At 59.5% G+C, this 21,868-nt stretch carries 17 protein-coding genes and 1 tRNA gene; 3 read left to right on the forward strand and 15 right to left on the reverse strand.

The genetic code is table 11. The features are described 5' to 3' along the window. Position 1: 1 nt before the first annotated feature. The 7 genes from G7025_RS16530 to rpsU form a co-directional block, all read right to left on the reverse strand. On the reverse strand, positions 2-1,705 hold the full coding sequence (locus G7025_RS16530; RefSeq protein ID WP_181080219.1) for a flavin monoamine oxidase family protein: 1,704 nt from the start codon (positions 1,703-1,705) through the stop codon (positions 2-4). A gap of 146 nt (positions 1,706-1,851) precedes the next feature. Then, positions 1,852-2,298: an Lrp/AsnC family transcriptional regulator gene (locus G7025_RS16535; protein ID WP_181080220.1), complete on the reverse strand. Its 447-nt coding sequence runs from the start codon at positions 2,296-2,298 to the stop codon at positions 1,852-1,854. 248 nt (positions 2,299-2,546) lie between these two features. Next, positions 2,547-2,623: transfer RNA gene (locus G7025_RS16540), tRNA-Ile, on the reverse strand. Between the two features lie 15 nt (positions 2,624-2,638). Then, complete coding sequence (locus G7025_RS16545) at positions 2,639-6,379, reverse strand: bifunctional diguanylate cyclase/phosphodiesterase (protein ID WP_181080221.1); 3,741 nt, start codon at positions 6,377-6,379, stop codon at positions 2,639-2,641. A gap of 122 nt (positions 6,380-6,501) precedes the next feature. After that, a complete protein-coding gene (gene rpoD / locus G7025_RS16550) occupies positions 6,502-8,352 on the reverse strand; it encodes an RNA polymerase sigma factor RpoD (protein WP_181080222.1) in 1,851 nt (616 codons plus the stop codon). Between the two features lie 67 nt (positions 8,353-8,419). Then, positions 8,420-10,393, reverse strand: coding sequence for a DNA primase (gene dnaG / locus G7025_RS16555; RefSeq protein WP_181080223.1), 1,974 nt, complete (start codon positions 10,391-10,393; stop codon positions 8,420-8,422). Between the two features lie 442 nt (positions 10,394-10,835). After that, positions 10,836-11,051, reverse strand: a complete 216-nt coding sequence (gene rpsU / locus G7025_RS16560) for a 30S ribosomal protein S21 (protein ID WP_002551877.1) — start codon at positions 11,049-11,051, stop codon at positions 10,836-10,838. Positions 11,052-11,253: 202 nt separating this feature from the next. On the opposite strand from rpsU, the gene tsaD reads away from it, so the two are divergent. Next, positions 11,254-12,279 carry a tRNA (adenosine(37)-N6)-threonylcarbamoyltransferase complex transferase subunit TsaD gene (tsaD, locus tag G7025_RS16565; protein ID WP_181080224.1) on the forward strand — a complete coding sequence of 342 codons (1,026 nt, stop codon included), beginning with the start codon at positions 11,254-11,256 and terminating at the stop codon, positions 12,277-12,279. A 20-nt stretch (positions 12,280-12,299) separates the two neighbouring features. On the opposite strand, the gene plsY is transcribed toward tsaD, so the two are convergent. Beyond that, positions 12,300-12,869, reverse strand: coding sequence for a glycerol-3-phosphate 1-O-acyltransferase PlsY (gene plsY / locus G7025_RS16570; RefSeq protein ID WP_181080225.1), 570 nt, complete (start codon positions 12,867-12,869; stop codon positions 12,300-12,302). 74 nt (positions 12,870-12,943) lie between these two features. Between plsY and folB the strand changes: the two genes are divergently transcribed. Together folB and folK are read left to right on the forward strand one after the other, a co-directional pair. Then, entirely contained in the window at positions 12,944-13,297 is a 354-nt protein-coding gene (folB, locus tag G7025_RS16575) for a dihydroneopterin aldolase (protein ID WP_181080226.1), read from the forward strand. Further along, positions 13,288-13,806: a 2-amino-4-hydroxy-6-hydroxymethyldihydropteridine diphosphokinase gene (gene folK, locus G7025_RS16580; RefSeq protein WP_181080227.1), complete on the forward strand. Its 519-nt coding sequence runs from the start codon at positions 13,288-13,290 to the stop codon at positions 13,804-13,806. The genes folB and folK overlap by 10 nt, the downstream gene beginning before the upstream one ends. Here folK and G7025_RS16585 read toward each other — a convergent pair. The 7 genes from G7025_RS16585 to apaG form a co-directional block, all read right to left on the reverse strand. After that, positions 13,801-15,030 (reverse strand): multifunctional CCA addition/repair protein, encoded by a 1,230-nt coding sequence (locus G7025_RS16585; protein WP_181080228.1) that lies wholly within the window; start codon positions 15,028-15,030, stop codon positions 13,801-13,803. The two genes, folK and G7025_RS16585, sit on opposite strands and share 6 nt — an antisense overlap. A 63-nt stretch (positions 15,031-15,093) precedes the next feature. Then, a complete protein-coding gene (locus tag G7025_RS16590; RefSeq protein WP_181080229.1) occupies positions 15,094-16,659 on the reverse strand; it encodes a SpoVR family protein in 1,566 nt (521 codons plus the stop codon). Next, positions 16,656-17,927: a YeaH/YhbH family protein gene (locus G7025_RS16595; protein WP_181080230.1), complete on the reverse strand. Its 1,272-nt coding sequence runs from the start codon at positions 17,925-17,927 to the stop codon at positions 16,656-16,658. Before G7025_RS16595 ends, G7025_RS16590 begins: the two co-directional genes overlap by 4 nt. Positions 17,928-18,042: 115 nt before the next feature. Beyond that, positions 18,043-19,965: a PrkA family serine protein kinase gene (locus G7025_RS16600; protein ID WP_181080231.1), complete on the reverse strand. Its 1,923-nt coding sequence runs from the start codon at positions 19,963-19,965 to the stop codon at positions 18,043-18,045. Positions 19,966-20,250: 285 nt separating this feature from the next. After that, positions 20,251-20,580, reverse strand: a complete 330-nt coding sequence (gene glpE, locus G7025_RS16605) for a thiosulfate sulfurtransferase GlpE (protein ID WP_181080232.1) — start codon at positions 20,578-20,580, stop codon at positions 20,251-20,253. A gap of 32 nt (positions 20,581-20,612) precedes the next feature. Continuing rightward, positions 20,613-21,464, reverse strand: coding sequence for a symmetrical bis(5'-nucleosyl)-tetraphosphatase (locus tag G7025_RS16610; RefSeq protein WP_181080233.1), 852 nt, complete (start codon positions 21,462-21,464; stop codon positions 20,613-20,615). Continuing rightward, positions 21,464-21,844 (reverse strand): Co2+/Mg2+ efflux protein ApaG, encoded by a 381-nt coding sequence (gene apaG, locus G7025_RS16615; protein ID WP_181080234.1) that lies wholly within the window; start codon positions 21,842-21,844, stop codon positions 21,464-21,466. The genes G7025_RS16610 and apaG overlap by 1 nt, the downstream gene beginning before the upstream one ends. Positions 21,845-21,868: the final 24 nt, after the last annotated feature.

Raw genomic sequence — 21,868 nt, forward strand, 5'->3', positions numbered from 1 at the left:
CTTAATCGGCGAGGGCGATTGGCCCGATCTCGTCGAACACGTCACCTGGCCCTGGGTTTTCAGGATGAGTGCGGCCGCCGAAGTGATTCATGATGCCCCACACGGCATTCAACGAGGTCTGCACCGCGCCTTCCACCCAGGCGGGTGTCCAGGACACATCATCGCCGGCGATGAAAATCCCGCGTTGTTCGGCAGGCATGTCCTTTTGCATGAAGTGCGCGTACATGCGCTGGTTATAGCGATAGTGACCGGGCAGCGCGCCCTTGAAGGCACCGAGGAAGTGTGGATCGGCCTCCCAGGACACGGTGATCGGGTCGCCGATGATGCGGGCCTTGATATCGACTTTCGGGTAGATCTTGCTCAGCGCGTCGAGGGCCAGTTTCACCCGCTTATCGATTGGCTGCGGGAGCATTTTCAGTGCGTCGCTCATCCACGAGTACGACAGGCAGATCACGCCAGGTTTGTCGTCGCCGTTATCGAACAGGTAGGTACCGCGAGTCAGGCGATCGGTGAGGGTCATGCTCATCAGGTCGCGGCCCGTTTCAGGGTCTTTGTCTTTCCAGAACGGGCGGTCGACCATCACGAAGGTTTTCGAGGACTGCATGTAGCGGGTGCGGTCGAGGGCCATCCACATTTTTTGCGAGAACAGCGTTTCATCGCACTCGATCTGGGTGGTCAGCAGCCAGCTCTGGCAAGTGGTGAGCACAGCCGCGTATTCGCGAGTATCGCCGTAGGTGTCGGTGACGGCAAAGCGGCCGTCGGCGGCGTGGGCAATGCGCTTGACCCCGGCCCGTGGCGCACCACGGTGCAGCGAACTGAGGCTGGTGCCCGCCGGCCAGTGGGCGCAACGCTGCGGCACATGGCGCCAGATGCCCATGGGCACCTGGGCCACGCCGCCGACCACCAGATGCTGGTGATCGTCGCAGTTGGTCATCACTACGCGGAAGATCTCCAGCATTGAGTTGGGGAAGTCCGAGTCCCAGCCGCCGGTGCCGAAACCGACCTGGCCGAACACTTCCCGGTGGTGGAACGACAACTTGGCGAAGGCTTTGGAGGTGGCGACGAAATCGTAGAAGGTGCGGTCGTCCCACAACGGCACCAGCTTATTCCACAGGGCCTTGAGGCGTGGCACGTCGCGGTCGCGGATGGCTTGCTGGATATCGCCGAACTGCGAGCCGGCCTCCAGCGCATCGGCCCAGGCGTCAGCCACTTCCTGAAATAGGGCTGGCAGATCCGACAGTTTCTGTGCGTAGTGGGTCTGGCCTTCGAGGTCGATCACGGTACTGCCGGAGGCGGGCGTCAGTGGGTTGGGGAATGGTTTGGTGTCCAGTCCCAGCTTGTCCACGTAGTGGTAGAACGCGGTGGACGACACCGGGAAGCGCATGCCGCCGAGTTCGGCGATGATCCCTTCGGCCCCTTCAAACGCCTGGGAGCGCAGGCGCCCGCCCATCTTCGAGGCTTCGTACACCACGGGTTTGAGGCCCAGCTTCATCAGCTCGTACGCCGCGACCAGCCCGGCGATGCCCGCCCCCACGATCGCCACTTCGGCGCCATGCTGTTCAGCCGGGATGCTGCCCAGGCCGGCGGGGTGTTCGATCCAGTCATCGAAGGCAAACGGGAAGTCCGGGCCAAAAATGGTGATGGGTTTTTTCCCGTCTGCGGGGTGGCGATGGGGCTTGCTGACAGTGCTCGACGGAATGCTCATGGCTGACCTTACTGACGGCTCGGCGGGACGCGACCCGCTGAGTATAGGAAAAGATGGCAGCCAGTTTAGGCAGCGTTGCGCTCGTTAATAAGGCGCAATGTGTCGTCGGATTGGCTTCATTTCAGTCGATATGACGAAGTGTTCGGTCAGATTGGCTGACCGCGATCCAATTTGTTACTGAGGATGATCGAGGTGGTGGTTTTCTCGACCCCGTCGACGCTACCGATCTGGTCCAGCAGTTGGTCCAGCTGCTCCGGCGAATCGGTACGCAGCCAGGCCACGTAATCGAACTCGCCGCTCACCGCGCACAGCTGTTGCACCTGGGCCATGGCGCTAAGCCTGCGCAGCACTTCTTTACCGGAGCGCGGCTGTACGGTGATGCCGACATAAGCCTGCAGGCCGCCATCCACCACGCGCTGGCCCAGGCGCACGCCATAACCGGTGATCACTTGGGTTTTTTCCAGGCGCGCCAGGCGCGAGGTGACCGTGGTACGCGCAATGCCTAAGCGCCTGGCCAGCATGGCCACGCTTTCGCGGGCGTTGATCTGCAGCGCAGCGATCAGCTGGCGATCGATTTCATCCAGGACAGACAAGGGCAGAACTCCGTGGGGCAGCGATGGATGCGCATGTTACAGACTTGCATCGGCGGCAGGCAGCGCGCGAACAGTGGGGAACTGGCAAATCGGGTGGGCTGTAGTTCAAGGCGTTCAGGGATATTGGGCAGTTGTTTGCCAAGTGAGATGTGGACGTTTTTGCAAAGAGTCAGGTTTTTAAAGATTGATTGCCCGCGACTTTCCAACTGCCAGAAACGCGAAAGCCGCGCAATGCGCGGCTTTGGAGTTGGTGGGCCCACACGGACTTGAACCGTGGACCAAAGGATTATGAGTCCTCTGCTCTGACCAACTGAGCTATAGGCCCTTAACAGGTCGCGGATTATAACGATGGTTTCCTCGCTGTGCTATCCGAAAAGTCCTCAACCTTCATACGAAGGAAGGTTGCGGCGAAAAGTGCTGGCGGCAGAGGCAGGCTGACGATGTAGCCTTGCATTTGTTCGCAGCCTTCATCGGCCAGAAAGGCTTGCTGTGCGGGGTTTTCCACGCCCTCGGCGATGATGGTGAATTGCATGCTGTGGCCCAGGGCGATGATGGCGCGCACGATGGCGGCGTCATGGGTGTCGTCGGGCAGGCCGCGGACGAAGGATTGATCGATTTTCAGGAAGTCCAACGGCAGGCGTTTGAGGTAGCTGAGGGAGGAGTACCCGGTGCCGAAGTCATCGATCGCCAGTTGGACGCCCAGGCGCTTGAGTTCGTGCAGTACGTCGAGGGCTTCTTCGGCCTGGCTCATGATGAAGTTTTCGGTGATCTCCAGTTGCAGGCAGCCTGGCTCCAGGCGGTAGTCGCGCAGTAACTGTTCGATGCGCGGCAGCAGTTTGGGGTGGCGCAGTTGTGCGCCGGCGAGGTTGACCGACAGCGGGCCGAAATCGTCGAAAGTGCCTTGCCAGGCGTGAAGCTGGCGGCAGGCCTGCTCCAGCACCCAATCGCCGATCTGCAGGATCATGCCGTTTTCTTCCGCAAGGGGGATGAAATGTTCGGGCGGCACGTCGCCGAAGGTCGGGTGGTGCCAGCGGATTAAGGCTTCGGCGCCGATCAGCGCGTGGGTCTTGAGGCACAGTTTGGGTTGGTAGTAGAGGCTGCATTCGTTGCGTTCGATGGCGCGGCGAAGTTCTTGTTCCAGGGCGACGCGCTCCTTGGCCTGTGCGGTGAGGTCGCGGGTGTAGCTTTCAACCCGGTTGCGCCCCTTGGCTTTGGAGCGGTACATCGCGGCGTCGGCGTTCTTGACCAGAGTGGCGACGTCGGTGCCGTCCTGCGGGTAGAGACTGGTGCCGATGCTGGCACTGATAAAGAACTCGTGTTCGCCGGCCTGGAATGGCGGGGTGAAGCACGCCAGCAGTTTATTGGCCAGGTGCTCGGCATCGCTGGGGTGTTGCAGGCCGGGCAGCAGGATGATGAATTCGTCGCCGCCCAGGCGCGCGACGGTGTCGATGTCCCGCAGTTGCTCTTTGAGGCGCAGGGCGATGTCCTTGAGCAACAGGTCGCCAACGGGGTGGCCGAGGCTGTCGTTGATGTGCTTGAAGCGGTCGAGGTCGAGAAACAGCACCGCGCCCTGTTTGCCGGTTTCCTGCTGGCCGTTCAACGCGGCCTGCAGGCGGTTTTCAAACAGTGTGCGGTTAGGCAGACCGGTGAGGGGGTCGTGGTGCGCCTGGTAGTCGAGGCGGGCCTGGGCGAGTTTGAGGCTGGAGATATCGGCGAATACCGCGACAAAATGCGTCACCTGGTCGCCGTTACGCACGGCGCTGATGGTCAGCCAACTGGGGTATAGCTCACCGTTCTTACGGCGGTTGGAGATCTCGCCTTGCCAGTGCCCATAGGCGGTCAACTGGTGCCACATGGCGGCATAGAAAGCGCTGTCGTGCAGGCCTGATGCCAGCAGCCTCGGCGTTTCGCCAAGCGCTTCGGCCTCGCTGTAGCCCGTGATCTCGCTGAAGGCGCGGTTGACGGCGCTGATGTTTTGCCGGGTGTCGGTGATCAGCACGCCCTCGGCGGTGCTCTCGAATACGGTAGCGGCCTGTTGCAGCTTTTCCTGCATCAATTGGCGCTCGGTGATATCCCGGGCGATGGTGAGCATGCAGTCCTCGTCACCGATGGGCAGCGGGCGGCTGGACAATTCGCACAGGCGTATCAGCCCGTCGGCCCGGCGGATGTGGCAGATGAAGTCACGCACAAACCCGTCGCGCCGCATCAGTTCCAGCAGATGTTTGCGCTCGTTGAGGTCGACCCAGATGCCCAGTTCCAAAGCGGTCTGGTCAATCGAAGTGGCAGCGGTGAAACCGGTAATGCGGCTGAAACCCTCGTTGACCTCGATCAGCAGCCCGTCGCGCTGGCGGCTCAGCAGTAAACCGTCGGGCGAGGCATGAAAGGCCTTGGCGAATTTCTCCTCGGAGGTCTGCAGTTGTTGCTGGGTTTCCTTCAACTGGCTGATGTCGCGCACCACTACCACAATGGCTTCCACCGTATCGAGCTGGAACGGTTCGGCGGATACCAGCCCGGTGAAGGCTTGGCCATTGCTGCGTCGGAACGCCATTTCCAGGTTGCGAATGCTGGTGGTTTGTACGCGGTGCAGCAGGTCGGGGCCTGCTTGGTCAACACCCCAGATATTCAGGTCAGTGGCGGTTTTGCCCAGCACGTCGGCGGCGCTTAAACCGATCTGGTCTTCAAACGCTTTGTTGACCTCCAGCAGGCAGCCATCGCTCAGGCGTGCGATTACCAGAATGTCGGGGCATTGCTGGAACACCGAGGCGAACTTCTGTTCGGAGCGTTGCAAGGCCTCCTCGGTGCGCTTGGCCTCGCTGATATCAATCATCAAGCCACGAAGTACCGGCTCATGGCCGTGCTCGATCAGGCTGACGATATCGCGCACCCACAGGCAGCGGCCGTCGGCGGTTATCACTCGGTAATCGACGCTGTGATCGCGATTGGCACGGGTTTCGCGCCAGCAATAAGCTTCGGCGCGGGTGAGGTCTGCGGGGTGTATGATGTTGCGCCAGAAGCCGGGTATCAGCCAATGGGCGCGTGGATAACCGAGCAGTTCTTCGGCGTGGGGAGACACGTAGCTGTAGGTGAAGTCGGTAATGCTGGCTTCCCAGGCGATGGCGGACAGACTTTCTACCAGGCCACGGTAATGATATTCGCTGCTGCGCAGCTCCTGTTCGAGTGCGACACGGCGGGAAATTTCCGAGCTGAGCCGACGATTGATTCGGATGACGATGACCAATACGGTGCTGAGCAGCAGTAGCGCCGGCACGCCGTATAACAGCAGATCGCTCCAGAACGTGCGGTTATCCGAGAAGTTGCCAACCCAGTGGTGCTGGATTGCGTTGATTTCGTCCAGGCTGAGGTCGGCCAGCACTTTATCGAGGATACCCACCAATAGCTTGTCTTCGCTTGGTACCCCCATCGCCAGTTGATAGCGGTAGGGCGTTTCACCACTGACGTAAAGGCCTTCAAGTTTGAGTTCGCGCAGGCTCCAGACACTGGACGCGAGGTCGCTGACGACGGCGTCCACTTTTCCTGTGGCCAGTGCCTGCAGGGTGGAGCTGACGTTGGGCATGGCCACCAGATTCAGGTCAGGGTGATGGGTACGCAGCAGTTCGTGGGGGGCGTAGCTGTCCACTACGGCGATTTTCAGCCCGTAGAGGTCTTTGAGGTTTCGCGGTCGCGCTCCGCCTTCATGGGCGAGAATGACCATCGGAAAGTCGATATAGGGCCGGGTAAAGGCCAGGTATTTCTGGCGCTCGGGCGTAGACATGACGCCGGGGACAAGATCGAGTTGATTGTCTCGGGCCAGCTCCAGCACCATGCCCCAGCGCGGTGGTTCGATCAGTTTGACCTTGACGCCCAGGCGATCCTGGATCAGTCGCACATAGTCGGCGGCGAGACCTTGATAATGCCCATTCTCGTCACGGTATTCGAAAGGTGGCCACGAAGTGTCCACGCCAAGGCGCAGCTCCTGATGGTCCGCCAACCAGGCACGCTCTTGATCGGTGAGAGTCAACGCGCCAGCCGTTGCGGTCCAGATCAGCAGCGACAGTAGTATCACGGTCGGCAAACTGGGCATAACGGTCTCGTTATGGCACGGGGAATTGTTTCGAGTGTAGACGGGCATTTCGCAGGAGGGGTGTCGCGGGGATTTTTATCTGGGCAAAACAAAACCCCCGGCCTGGGCCGGGGGTTCTGGGATCACTCGTCGAGGAAGGAGCGAAGATGCTCGCTTCGCGTCGGGTGACGCAACTTGCGCAACGCCTTGGCTTCGATCTGACGGATCCGCTCGCGGGTTACGTCAAACTGCTTACCGACTTCCTCAAGGGTGTGGTCGGTATTCATGTCGATGCCGAAACGCATGCGCAGTACCTTGGCTTCACGGGCTGTGAGGCCGGACAGTACGTCGCGGGTGGCTTCCTTGAGGCTCTCAACGGTGGCGACATCGATGGGCGACTGCATGGTCGAATCTTCGATGAAGTCACCCAGATGGGAGTCTTCGTCATCACCGATCGGGGTTTCCATGGAGATCGGCTCTTTAGCGATCTTCAACACCTTGCGGATTTTATCCTCAGGCATTTCCATGCGTTCGCCCAGCTCTTCCGGGGTCGGTTCGCGACCCATTTCCTGCAGCATCTGACGGGAAATACGGTTGAGCTTGTTGATGGTCTCGATCATGTGCACCGGAATACGGATGGTGCGGGCCTGGTCGGCAATCGAGCGAGTGATCGCCTGACGGATCCACCAGGTGGCATAAGTCGAGAACTTGTAGCCGCGACGGTATTCGAACTTGTCCACAGCCTTCATCAAACCAATGTTGCCTTCCTGGATCAGATCGAGGAATTGCAGGCCACGGTTGGTGTACTTCTTGGCGATGGAGATCACCAGACGCAAGTTTGCTTCAACCATCTCTTTCTTCGCGCGACGGGCCTTGGCCTCACCGATCGACATGCGACGGTTGATGTCCTTGATCTCGGCAATCGTCAGCCCGGTCTCGGCCTCAAGCGCGCTCAGCTTCTGCTGGCAACGAATGATGTCCGGCTGCAGGCGGCCGATGGCTTCGGCGTACTTCGCCTTGCCCTTGGCCAGAGCGTCGGTCCAGCTTTCGTCCACTTCATTGCCCGGGAACTGGCGCAGGAAGTCGGCACGCGGCATGCGTGCATCACGCACACAAAGCTGCATGATTGCTCGCTCTTGAGCACGCAAGCGCTCAAGGGCGCTGCGAACGCGCTCAACCAGGCCTTCGAATTGCTTAGGCACCAGCTTGATGGGCATGAACAGCTCAGCCAATGCCAGCAGCTCGGCGATAGCCTGCTTATTGGCGCGACCGTGCTTTTTCAAGGCCTTGCGGGTGATTTCCATTTGATCGGAAACCGCACCGAAACGCTGAGCCGCGATCACCGGGTCCGGACCGCTTTCGACTTCTTCTTCGTCGTCGCTGCTGGCTTCAGCCTCGTCGTCGTCGGTGTCGTCGTCCGCCTTGGCGGCCTTGGCGTCGACAGGCGGCGGAACTTCGGCAGCTGGCGGCGCAATGCCGTCGTCCGGGTCGATATAACCGCTCAGGACGTCGGAGAGGCGGCCACCTTCGGTGGTTACGCGGGTGTACTCGGAGAGAATGTGGTCAACCGTGCCGGGGAAGTGCGCAATTGCGCCCATCACTTCGCGGATGCCCTCTTCGATACGCTTGGCGATTTCGATTTCGCCTTCGCGTGTCAGCAGCTCGACGGTGCCCATTTCACGCATATACATGCGCACAGGGTCCGTCGTGCGACCGATATCGGTCTCCACCGCAGCCAACGCGGCGGCAGCTTCTTCAGCGGCGGCTTCGTCGGTATCGGCGTCGGCCAGCATAAGGGAATCCTTATCTGGCGCAGTTTCGAATACGTTGATCCCCATGTCGTTAATCATGCGGATGATGTCTTCCACCTGCTCTGGATCTGAAATATCCTCAGGCAGGTGGTCGTTGACCTCCGCGTAAGTCAGGTAACCCTGCTCACGACCAAGAAGAATCAACTCTTTGATACGAGACTGCTGTTGCGCTTTTCCGGACATAACACCCTATCCACTGAAGGTCTTGGCGGGCAAAAAACAAGCCGAGGATTATACCCGAGCTATGACCTCACACGCCAGCTGAGGTCGGGTTTGATGCGGAAACATTCTGTTTTAAGAGGTCGCGCATCTGTTTTGCTATCTGAATCTGCTCTTCAGCCGATAATCCAGGCTGCCTTGCTCTCTTGATAAGTTCGTCGAGGGTCTGCGTGTGCTGGCCCGCGGATAACCTAGTAATGGTGTCTAAAAACTGTTGTTCAAGGTTTTCGCCGTCAATTAGCCACTCCTTTTCCGCGAGTGCCTTCAATAATCGACCCTGTTCGGTGCCATGCCATCTTGCCATCAGCTGAATGGAGTTTAGCCTGGGGTTTTTCTGCACCGCCTCGATCAAAGCGATCAGTACCTGCGCGTAAGTGTTGCTCTCGTTGGCAAAGTGCTCGGCACTGTCAACCTTGCCCGCCAGTTGCGGGTGATGAATAAGCGTGCGCAGTGCAATCAGCGTAGGCGCTTCCACCGCGACCGGTGTGCGCGGGGCATAGGCTTCATCTCGATCGCCACGCTTGCCGTTCTTGCTCCAGGGTTTTTTGTTGTCCCATTTCTTGCCGCCGGCGCCGGGCTTCTTCGCCGTCCACTCCTGCTGGGGCGCATAGGCGTCTTGCTGTGGATGAAAATCGGCATAGTCCGGCATGGCGTCGTAGTCCATGCCTGGGTCGTAGGCGGGCGGGGCGTCCTGTGGCGCGCTCTGCACCAGCTGACTCACGGCCTCGCCGCTCAAACCGGTAATTTCCAGCAGGCGCTGACGCATCAGTGTGCGCAGGTTGGCGCCGGGCACCTTGTCGATCAGCGGCGCCGCGAGGGTCGCCATGTGGGCCTTGCCTTCAAGGGAGCGTGGGTCGGCTTCTTCGGTCAGTTGCTGGAAAAAATAATCCGCCAGCGGCTGCGCGTGCTGGTTGATTCGCGCACGGAAGGCGTCGGTGCCTTCAGAGCGCACCAGGGTGTCCGGATCCTCGCCTTCGGGAAGGAACAGGAAGCGCGCGCGACGCCCGTCCTGCAGGCTCGACAGCGTGGCCTCAAGCGCTCGCCACGCGGCGTTACGGCCGGCCTGGTCGCCATCGAAGCAGAACAGGACGCTGGGCACCACGCGAAACAGGCGCTTCATGTGCTCTTCGCTGGTGGCGGTACCCAAGGTAGCGACGGCGTTGCGCAAGCCTTGCTGAGCGAGGGCTATCACGTCCATGTAGCCTTCAACCACGATGATTTCGTCAAGGTTGCGGTTGTTCTTGCGCGCTTCGAACAGCCCGTAAAGTTCCTGGCCCTTGTGGAATACCGGGGTTTCCGGGGAGTTCAGGTATTTAGGCTTGTCGTCACCCAGCACGCGGCCACCAAAGGCGATGATGCGGCCGCGACTGTCGCGGATCGGAAACATCACGCGGTCGCGGAAGCGGTCATAGCGCTTGCCGGTCTCGGCGTTTTCCACCAATAGGCCAGCATCGATCATGGCTTTCTGTTGCAGGGTGTCGCTGCTCAAGTGTTTGTACAGGTTGTCCCAGCCCGGCGGTGCAAAGCCAAGGCCGAAGTCGCGGGCGATTTCACCCGTGAGGCCGCGCCCCTTGAGGTACTCGACGGCCGCTTTGCGCTGCGGATGGCTTTTAAGCGCTTGACGATAAAAGTCGGCAGCGGCCGTCAGCAACGGGTACAGCGGCGAGTCGGTGGGTTGTCGTGGTTTGTGCGAACGGCCGCTTTCTTCGCGGGGGATTTCCATGCCGGCGGCTTTGGCCAGTTCCTCGACGGCCTGGGGGAAGTCCAGGTTGTCGTGGTCCATGATAAAGCCAAGGGCATTACCGCCTGCGCCGCAGCCAAAGCAGTAATAGAACTGCTTGTCGGGGCTGACGCTGAACGAGGGGGTCTTTTCTTTGTGGAACGGGCAGCAGGCGGTGTAGTTCTTGCCCGCCTTCTTCATTTGCAGGCGCGAGCTGACCACATCGACGATGTCGGTGCGGTTCAGAAGGTCGTCAATAAAGCTCTGGGGAATCAGCCCGGCCATGGCGTTCTCGTCATCACTGCGTGTAAATGAGGGCCCATGAAGTATTCAAGCGCACGTCATGCGGGCTTGATCATCAATTATCTGTTTGGACTGTCAGGAAGTGTATCTGCCGGACATTCGCTGACGTTAGTGTCTATCAGTCTTCGGCTTGAAATGTTGCCCAGGCATCCGGTCTTGACCCATGGCAGGCCTCGGAAGCTCGGTGGTGGGCACAGCCGACGCAGTTGATCGCCTGTTTATAAAATAAGTGTGCTCGTCAGTAGCCTTGTAAGGCTCGTCAGAAGAGACGCGCACCGCTGGCAGAAGAGCCAGTCCTGACGTGTGAAGCAGTGTCTCGGTCGCGTGTGCGGCGTCGACGATGAAGCATCAAGCGATATCCGCAAATGCCATTAGCCCGGCTGAGGGCCGGGCTTGGCAGAAGCTTGCTACGATCGTCTGTGTATTAGTACAGACGAACGGCGCGGCGCTGTTCGCGCTGAACTTTCTTGGCGTGACGCTTAACAGCGGCTGCTGCCTTACGCTTACGCTCAGAAGTTGGCTTCTCGTAAAATTCGCGGCTACGAACTTCAGCCAGTACACCGGCTTTTTCGCAGGAGCGCTTGAAACGACGCAGAGCTACGTCGAAGGGTTCGTTCTCTTTAACTTTGACGGCTGGCATCCAGAGCTACCTTCTTTCATTACCGGGATCAACGTTCTCGTCGCAAACAATTCACGGCTGAGGTCGTCGGTTTTTAAGGGTTGCGGATGTTAACCCCTCATTGCCTGGAATGCAAAGCCTCTGATCGAAAACCGCTAGTCGGGAGGTGGAGCGGCGACTATTATGCGCGCCTTCGAATTCAGCCTCTACAAGGCGCAAACCCATGCTAGTACTGGGACTTGAAACCTCCTGCGACGAAACCGGCGTCGCCCTTTACGACAGTGAACGCGGGCTTCTGGCCGATGCACTGTTCAGTCAGATCGACTTGCACCGCGCCTATGGCGGCGTGGTGCCGGAGCTCGCCAGCCGTGATCACGTCAAGCGCATGCTGCCGTTGATTCGCCAGGTGCTGGATGAGGCCGGTTGCGTGCCCACCGAGATCGATGCGATTGCCTACACGGCCGGCCCCGGATTGGTCGGAGCCCTGCTGGTTGGGGCCTCTTGCGCCCAGGCGCTGGCATTCGCCTGGGGCATTCCGGCACTCGGTGTGCACCATATGGAAGGTCATTTACTGGCACCCATGTTGGAAAAAACACCGCCACAGTTCCCGTTCGTCGCTTTGTTGGTGTCGGGCGGGCATACGCAGCTGGTTCAGGTGGATGGCATCGGCCAATACACGCTGCTCGGCGAGTCCCTGGATGACGCGGCCGGCGAAGCCTTTGACAAGACTGCCAAGATGATGGGCCTCAATTACCCCGGCGGTCCGGAGATCGCACGCCTCGCCGAAAAGGGCGTCGCCGGCCGCTACACCTTCCCGCGCCCGATGTGCGATCGCCCAGGCCTGATGTTCAGCTTCAGCGGCCTGAAAACCTCCGCACTCAACACCTGGCAGCAAAGCCTCGGCGCCGGGGACGACAGCGAGCAAGTCCGTTGCGACATCGCACTGGCGTTCCAGCAGGCCGTGGTGGAGACTTTGACCATCAAGTGCAAGCGCGCCCTCAAGCAGGCGGGCATGAAGCGTCTGGTGATCGCCGGCGGCGTCAGCGCCAACAAGGCGTTGCGCAGTTCCCTGGAGAAAATGCTCGGCGATATGAACGGCGATGTGTTCTATGCCCGACCTGAATTCTGCACGGATAACGGCGCGATGATCGCCTACGCCGGTTGTCAGCGGTTACAGGCGGGGCAGCATGAAAGCCTGGCGATCAGCGTGCAGGCGCGTTGGCCGATGGAGCAGCTGTCGCCGTTGTAGGACACGAGGTGCGTCGGTATTTAAAAATGCCGTTCGCGCCCGGCAAACAGGTCGCGTAGATTGCCGCGATGGCGCCAGACGATCAGCAGCGTCAGCACGCTCATGGGTAACAGCGCCGCCGGCTCCTGCCAGGCCAGCAGTGGCAGGGTCAGGGGCGTGGCGATCAGCGCGGCCAGCGAGCTGGTGCGGGTCAAGTAAAACGTCAGCAGCCAGGCCAGTACGGCCAGCAGCGCGGCGGGTGGGTAGATCCCCAGCAGCATGCCGGCCGCCGTGGCGACGCCTTTGCCGCCGCGAAAGCGAAAGTACAATGGAAACAGATGGCCGAGGACGGCGCATACGCCCACCCAGGCCTGCTGTTGCAGGGTGAGGCCGGCGAGGCTGGCGATCAGCACGGGTAACAAGCCTTTGCAGATGTCGCCCAGCAACGTCAGTACGGCGAGCTTCTTGCCGGCCAGGCGCAGCATATTGGTAGCGCCGGCATTGCCGGAGCCACCCATTCGCGGATCGGGGTTACCCGTCAGGCGGCTGAGCAAAATGGCGAAGGACAGCGAGCCGAGCAGGTAGGCGAGAATCGCCAGTGACCAAAACATGCTAACTATTCCGGGCGAGGACGCCCTGATTCTAACGGGGCATCGCGCCCTTGTCGTGCTGCGGAGAAGAGTGCTTGGACAGAGTGTTTATCGAAGGCCTGGAAGTCGACACCGTGATCGGGGCCTACGACTGGGAGCGCGGGATCCGACAATGCCTGCGTCTGGACCTGAGCTTCGCCTGGGATAACCGCCCGGCTGCGGCCGGCGACGACCTGACCCTGGCGCTGGACTACGCGAGCGTGTCTGCGCGCATCCAGGCGTTCGCCGAGCAATCCCAATACCAGTTGGTGGAAACGTTTGCCGAGCGCCTGGCTGAAGTGCTGATGCGCGAGTTCAACATTCCCTGGCTGCGCCTCAAATTGACCAAGCCCGGCGCCGTGCCGGCCGCCAAGGGTGTCGGTGTGGAGATCGAGCGCGGATGTCGCTAACTCAGGTTTACCTTGGTCTTGGTAGCAACATCGAGCGTGAGCGCCACTTGCGCGCGGGGCTGGACGCGCTGGCGGGTTTGCTGGTGGACATACGCTGTTCGGCGGTGTTCGAGAGTCAGCCGGTCGGCATCAAGAGCGGGCCGTTCTTCAATTTGGTGGTGTCGGCGTATACCGATCTGGCGTTGATGGAACTGGATCGTCGGTTGAAGTTGATCGAGGCGGATAACGGCCGCTATGCACCGGACCGCAAAGGCTTGCCGCTGGATATCGATGTGCTGCTGTATGGCGAGCTGGTGGGTAACTTTGACGGTTTGGTGCTGCCACGGGCAGAGATCCTGAAAAACGCCTTTGTGTTATGGCCGTTGTCGTTGATGGCGCCGGATCGCATGCACCCTGAGGCGGGCAAGACAATGGCCCACTTATGGCGCGATGCGCAGATTGATCAGGTGCTGGCCCCCGTCGCGTTCGAATGGCAGGGCCAGCAGCTCACGCCGAGTGGGTTGTTATAACGCGCACTTTTCCTTGTAGGCCTTGAGTGCCTTGAGCCTTTCCCGCTTGAGCGCTTCGCCCAGTTCCGGACCTTTGAAACCTTTCTCCAGCAGCGGCGCTACGGCCACGCCGCGCGCTGCCTGCGCTGCACCGCGCAAATAATCGGCCTGTGGATAACTGTGCTGCTCCAGGCCTTTGCGGCCACGCGCGTCCATTTCACAGGCAACCACGAACTCCTCGAAGCGCTGCGGCCGGCGATACACGTCAAAACTCTGCAACAACTCCAGCAGCGTCGAGGCCTTCAGCTCCAATGCGCGATGGCCGTGGGTGTGATACTGGCCGACCAGCAGCGCCAGTTCCTGGCAGTCCCTTGGCACTTTGAAGCGCTCATTGACCGCCTTGATCAGCTTCAAACCCCTGTGTTCATGGGCAATATGCTGCGGCAACTTATCCACAGGCGTCAGGCCTTTACCCAGGTCGTGCAGCAGGCAAGCCCAGCGTACGGTCAGCGGTTGCCGATGCACGGCGGCCTGTTCCAGCACGCTTAGGGTGTGCACGCCCGTATCGATTTCAGGGTGGTGTGCCACGGGTTGCGGCACGCCGAACAGCGCATCGATTTCTGGCATCAGGGTTTTCAACGCATTGCAGTCGCGTAACACCTGAATAAATACCTGAGGTTGATCTTCCATCAGTGCGCGAGAGATTTCTTTCCAACTGCGTTCGGGCGTCAGGGCCTCCAGTTCGCCGGATTCGCTGAGTTGGCACATCAACTCGAGGGTTTCCGGCGCCACTGTGAAACCCAGGTGTGCATAACGCGCGGCAAAACGCGCGACTCTGAGTACGCGCAACGGATCTTCGGCAAACGCCGGGGATACATGCCGGAGTATGCGGGCTTGCAGGTCTTGTTGGCCGTGATAGGGGTCGGTCAGGTTGCCGTCATCGTCTTGCGCCATGGCATTGATAGTCAGGTCGCGCCGAATCAGGTCTTCCTCCAGCGTAACGTCTGGGCTTGCATGGAATACAAAGCCGCCGTAGCCCTTGCCGCTCTTGCGTTCGGTGCGGGCGAGGGCGTACTCATCGCCGTTTTTCGGGTCCAGGAACACCGGGAAATCAGCCCCGACCGGCTTGAAACCCTTGGCGAGCATTTCTTCAGTGGTCGCGCCGACAACGACACGGTCGATGTCAGTGACGTCGATGCCCAGCAAGCGGTCGCGCACCGCGCCGCCAACTTTATAGATTTTCATGAAAAAGCCTCCATTAGCGGCACAGGATAACGCCTGTCCCTGGCCAATGGAGGCTTTGCTGTTTCACAGATGGACGACGGCCATGTCCAGGCGACCGTAGTCATTATCGTTGTGGTCGCTGCGCGGCGGAACATGATGAGTCTTCATCACCTGATCGCCCTGCAGGGTTTCCAAGTGAATATCGAAGCCCCACAGGCGATGCAGGTGCTTGAGCACTTCCTCGGTGGAGTCCCCCAGGGGTTTGCGATCATGTTGCTGATGACGCAGGGTCAGCGAGCGGTCGCCGCGCACATCGATGCTGTAGATCTGCACGTTGGGTTCGCGATTGCCCAGGTTGTATTGCGCGGCCAGCGTCTCGCGAATAATGCGATAGCCCGGTTCATCATGGATGGCCGGTACCACCAGGTCGTCCTTAAGGTCGTCATCGAGAATGCTGAACAACTTCAGGTCACGGATCACCTTGGGCGACAGGTACTGCAGGATGAAGCTCTCGTCCTTGAAGCTGCTCATGGCGAACTTGATGGTGGACAGCCAGTCGCTGCCAGCGATTTCCGGGAACCAACGGCGGTCCTCCTCGGTGGGGTTTTCGCACATGCGCCGGATATCGCGGTACATCGCAAACCCCAGGGCGTAGGGGTTTATACCGTTGTAATACGGGCTGTCGAAACCTGGCTGGAACACGACGCTGGTGTGGGACGTGAGGAACTCCATCATGAAGCCGTCGGTGACCAGGCCTTCGTCGTACAAGTCGTTCATCAGGGTGTAGTGCCAGAAGGTGGCCCAGCCCTCGTTCATCACCTGGGTCTGGCGCTGCGGGTAAAAATACTGGGCAATTTTGCGCACGATTCGCACAATCTCGCGCTGCCACGGCTCCAGCAGCGGAGCGTGCTTTTCCAGAAAATACAGAATGTTTTCCTGAGGTTCGGCGGGGAAGCGTGCATTATCCTTGTCGTTGTTTTTACCGGCGCGCTTGGGGATGGTGCGCCACAGGTCGTTAATCTGTTTCTGCAGGTGTTCTTCGCGCTCTTTCTGACGCAGGCGTTCTTCTTCGGCGGAAATCGGGTAAGGGCGTTTGTAGCGGTCGACCCCGTAATTCATCAGCGCGTGGCAGGAGTCGAGCAGGTCTTCCACCGCGTCGATGCCATGGCGCTCTTCGCATTGCATGATGTACTGCTTGGCGAACACCAGGTAATCAATGATCGAACTGGCGTCGGTCCAGGTGCGGAACAGGTAATTGCCTTTGAAAAAGCTGTTATGCCCATAGCAGGCGTGGGCGACCACCAGTGCCTGCATGCAGATGGTGTTTTCCTCCATCAGGTAAGCGATGCACGGGTCTGAGTTGATCACGATTTCGTAAGCCAGGCCCATCTGGCCGCGGCTGTAGGACTTTTCGGTGCTGAGGAAGTGCTTGCCGTAGGACCAATGGTGATAGCCCAGGGGCATGCCGACCGAGGCATAGGCGTCCATCATCTGCTCGGCGGTGATTACCTCAATCTGGTTGGGGTAAGTGTCCAGGGCATAACCCGCCGCGATACGGCTGATTTCCCGGTCATAGGCCTGGATCAGTTCGAAGGTCCATTCGGACCCGGTGGAAATGGGTTGGCGCTTAGTCTCTTTTTTGGCGGTCATGTCACTAACCTGCGCTGGAAGAGTTCACGGAAGACCGGATAGATATCGCCGGCCGAGACCAGTTGTTGCTGGGCGAACGTTTCGGCGAAGGCTTCGCCGATACGCTCGTATTCGAACCACAGGGCCTGGTGCTCCCGAGGGGTGATTTCGACATAGGTGTAGTACTGCACGAACGGCATGATCTGGTTGATCAAAATGTCGCGGCAGATCGGCGAATCGTCGTTCCAGTTGTCGCCGTCGGAGGCTTGGGCTGCGTAGATGTTCCATTCGTTGGCGGGGTAACGTTCAGCCATGATCTCCTGCATCAGTTTCAAGGCACTGGAGACGATGGTGCCGCCGGTTTCGCGCGAGTAGAAAAACTCCTCTTCGTCCACCTCCCGTGCGCTGGTGTGGTGACGGATGAAAACTACGTCGATCTTGTCGTAATTACGCTTGAGGAACAGGTACAGCAGGATAAAGAAGCGTTTGGCGATGTCTTTGGTGGCCTGGGTCATGGATCCGGACACATCCATCAGGCAGAACATCACTGCCTTTGAGCTGGGGTTGGGTTGCTTGACCAGCAGGTTGTATTTCAGGTCGAAGGTATCGAGGAACGGCACGCGGCGAATCCGCGCGCTGAGTTTTTCGATTTCCGTCTCGATTTCCTGGATATCGCCGAAGTTATCCGGTTCTTCGCGCTTTAACCGCGCCAACTCTTCCTTGGCCTGTTTGAGCTTGGCGCGGCTGCTGCCCGATAGGGCAATACGCCGGGCGTGGGCCGAGCGCAGGGTTCGGATGATATTGATCCGCGAAGGGTTGCCTTCGTTGCTGATGCCGGCGCGCACCGTCTTGAAGGTGTCGGTGCCCGTGAGATTGCGTTTAACCAGATTGGGCAACTCCAGGTCCTCGAACATGAATTCGAGGAATTCTTCCTGGGTGATCTGGAACACAAACTCATCCATGCCCTCGCCGGAATTACCGGCCTTGCCCGGCCCCTTGCCGCCACCCCCACTTGGAGGGCGCTGGATATGCTCGCCTGTGGTGAACTCCTTGTTGCCGGGATGCACGACGGTCTGTTTGCCGCCCCGGCCGTGGTGCAGCACCGGCTCGTCGATGTCGCGTCCGGGAATGCTGATTTGTTCGCCATGCTCCATGTCGGTGATGGAGCGGCGGCTGACGGCCTCTTCCACCGCCTTTTTGATGTGGTCACGGTAACGCCGCAGGAAACGCTGGCGGTTTACCGTGCTCTTGTTCTTGCCATTGAGGCGTCGGTCGATCACATAGCTCATGGGGCCCCTCCGGGGAGCTTCAAGTCGTGAGCTTCAAGCCGCAAGGCAGAACCCGCTGACGGGCTCTGTCGCTTTTCCCTTGCCGCTTGTCGCTAGAAGCTTACAGCTGCTTCTCTCACTGCGATTTCCGAACCCGCAGGTACCATTCCGAAAGAAGGCGTACCTGTTTGTCGGTGTAGCCACGCTCGACCATTCGAGTAACGAAGTCGTTGTGTTTTTGCTGGTCCTCCTTGCTGGCCTTGGCGTTGAAGCTGATAACCGGCAGCAGATCCTCGGTGTTGGAGAACATTTTTTTCTCGATCACCACCCGCAGCTTTTCGTAGCTGAGCCAGGTCGGATTCTTGCCGTTATTGTTGGCGCGGGCACGCAACACGAAGTTGACGATTTCGTTGCGGAAATCCTTCGGATTACTGATACCTGCCGGTTTCTCGATTTTTTCCAGTTCCTCGTTGAGGGCTACGCGGTTGAGAATCTCGCCGGTTTCCGGGTCGCGGTATTCCTGGTCCTGAATCCAGAAATCTGCATACAGCACGTAGCGGTCGAAGATGTTCTGGCCGTATTCGCTGTAAGACTCCAGGTACGCGGTTTGGATTTCCTTGCCGATAAACTCGATATAGCGCGGTGCCAGGTATTCCTTGAGGAATCGCAGGTAACGCTCGCGGGTCTCGGCCTGGAACTGTTCCTGTTCGATCTGCTGCTCCAGCACATAAAGCAGGTGCACCGGGTTGGCGGCAATTTCGTGGGGGTCGAAGTTGAACACTTTGGACAGGATCTTGAACGCAAAACGCGTCGACAGGCCGTTCATGCCCTCGTCCACGCCGGCGGAGTCGCGATATTCCTGAATCGACTTGGCCTTGGGGTCGGTGTCCTTGAGGTTTTCGCCGTCGTACACGCGCATCTTGGAGTAGATATTCGAGTTTTCCGGTTCTTTCAAGCGCGACAGCACGGTGAATTGAGCGAGCATTTTCAAGGTGTCGGGCGCGCAATGGGCCTTGGACAGGGAGCTGTTGAACAGCAATTTGTCATAGATCTTGATTTCATCACTGACCCGCAGGCAGTACGGTACCTTGACGATGTAGATCCGATCGATGAACGCCTCGTTGTTCTTGTTGTTGCGGAAGGTGTGCCATTCCGATTCGTTGGAGTGGGCCAGCAGGATCCCGGTGAACGGAATCGCCCCCAGGCCTTCGGTGCTGTTGTAGTTGCCTTCCTGAGTGGCGGTCAGCAGTGGGTGCAGCACCTTGATCGGTGCCTTGAACATTTCCACGAACTCCATCAGGCCTTGGTTGGCCCGGCACAATGCGCCCGAGTAACTGTAGGCGTCGGCGTCGTTCTGCGGGAATTCTTCGAGTTTGCGGATATCGACTTTACCGACCAGCGCCGAAATATCCTGATTGTTCTCGTCGCCCGGTTCGGTCTTGGCCACGCCGATCTGGTTGAGGATCGACGGGTAGAGTTTCACCACGCGGAACTGACTGATATCACCGCCAAACTCCGCCAGGCGCTTGGTAGCCCAGGGCGACATGATGGTGTTGAGGTAGCGCCGTGGAATGCCGAAGTCCTCTTCGAGAATCGCGCCGTCTTCCGTGGCGTTGAACAGGCCCAGGGGCGACTCGAAAACGGGTGAGCCCTTGATAGCGTAGAAGGGCACCTTCTCGATCAACTGTTTGAGTTTTTCGGCCAGGGACGACTTACCGCCGCCGACGGGGCCGAGCAGGTAGAGGATCTGTTTCTTCTCTTCCAGGCCTTGGGCGGCATGGCGGAAGTAGGAAACGATCTGGTCGATGCATTCTTCCATGCCGTGGAAGTCTTCAAAGGCCGGATAGCGGCGGATCACCTTGTTGGAGAATATTCGTGACAGGCGCGAATTATTCGAGGTGTCTACCAGCTCCGGCTCGCCGATCGCCAGCAGCAGGCGTTCGGCAGCGGATGCGTAGGCGCTTCGGTCCTGTTTGCACAGGTCGAGATACTCCTGAAGCGTGAGTTCTTCCTGCTGTGTGGACGCGAAGCGTTGTTGGAAGTGGCTAAAAATACTCATGACGTCGTCACCTCGCTCGATACGTGGAGCCGACGCCGGATCAATCAGTTGATGCTGGCAACCATTGACGATCGCCAATGGTTGTTTTCCCCCCAGAACACCCTGAAACGCTACCGATGACCCGCACGCCGGTGTACCGGCTCTCCCCTGATTCGGATGGCCTGCGCTTAAGGATAGTTCGGAATCGGAGAGGTCAAGGTGCGAGACGTAATTAGTTTGCCCGCGCCGTTCGTCAGAAACGGCGCGAGCCCAAGTGACACGCGGGGTGGCGGGGTGTGAAAAAAATTATTGCGAGTCGCCTGATGCGATTTCTGCAGGAAAGGTCGCACGCCATAGCTCAAATCCGCCATCCAGGCTGTAGACGTCCGAGAAGCCCTGGCTGACCAGATAGGCGGCTGCGCTCTGGCTGGAGTTGCCGTGGTAGCAGGCCACGATCAGCGGTGCGTCAAGGTCGGCGGCGCGAATGAAATCGGCGATGTTGACGTTGTCCAGGTGCTGGGCACCAGTGATGTGGGCAGCGGCGTAAGTAGGCTGGTCGCGGATATCGACCACCACTGCGCCTTGTTCGCGCAGGGCCTGGGCTTGTTCGGGAGGGATACGTTTGAATTCGCTCATGGCGGGCTCCTTGGGCGGGCGGCAAGCGGTGTCTAGCGCTTGGCGGCGGCCGGCTGTGTAACGGCAAGAGGGGGTGGGCACTGGCAGCGGTGGCGCTCGCCGGTGTCGATATTCATCAAGGTCATGGCGCCACCCCACACGCAGCCGGTGTCGAGGGCGAATACGCCGGGTTCATCGCAGTGGCCTTCCAGGGCCGCCCAGTGACCGAAGATGATCTTCGTGTCGCGGGTCTTGCGTTCCTTGTGGGCGAACCAGGGTTTATAGCCGGGCAGGGCGGTGTCGGCGCCTTCCTTGCTCTTGAGATCAAGTTTTCCTTCGGCGGTGCAGAAGCGCATGCGGGTGAAGTAATTGGTAATGACCCGCAGGCGAGCGACACCGGTGAGATCGTTATCCCACTTGACCGGCTCGTTACCGTACATACCATCGAGGTAGGCGGTGTACAGGCTGTCGTCGGCGAGGGCGCATTCAACTTCGGCGGCACACTTGAGGGCTTTCTTCAGTGTCCATTGCGGCGCAATACCTGCATGGACCAGCGCGATATTGCGGCTTTCATCGTAATGCATGAGTTTTTGCCGACGTAGCCAGTCGAGCAGCTCGGCGCGGTCCGGTGCGTCGAGAATTTCCCGCAGGGTATCGCCCTTTTTCAGGCGTTCGATGTTATTCGCGGCGGCCAGCAGGTGCAGGTCATGATTGCCCAGAACACAGACCAACGAATTGCGCAGGCTATATAAGTAGCGCAGGGTCTGGAGTGACGCGGGGCCACGATTGACCAGGTCGCCCACCAGCCACAGGCGATCCTGCGCCGGGTCGAAGGCTACCCGTTCCAGCAGGCACTTGAGGGGCTCCAGGCAGCCTTGCAAATCCCCGACCGCATATGTCGCCATCAGTGCAGGGCTCCTGGCACGGCGAGCCGAAAAGGCTTGATCATGGCATCGAACACATGGCCATCGGTGGCTTTCATCTGATATGAGCCCTGCATGGTGCCGACCTTGGAGGTCATCACCGTGCCGCTGCTGTAGGTGTGGCTGGCGCCGCTGTCGATCAGTGGCTGCTGGCCGACGACGCCGGCGCCACGGACTTCTTCGACCTGGCCGTCACCGTCGGTGATCACCCAGTGGCGTGAGAGCAGTTTGGCCGGCACCAGCCCATTGTTTTTCACCGTGATGGTGTAGGCAAAGGCGAAGCGGTTTTGTTCAGGTTGCGATTGTTCCGCCAGGAAGCGGGTGACGACGCTGACGTCGATCTGGTAGCGAGGATCGGACATGCAAGAGGCCTTAAAAGCAAAAGC

Origin of the sequence: Pseudomonas lurida (genome assembly GCF_013522705.1) — a bacterium.
GTDB classification, from domain to species: Bacteria; Pseudomonadota; Gammaproteobacteria; order Pseudomonadales; family Pseudomonadaceae; genus Aquipseudomonas; species Aquipseudomonas quebecensis.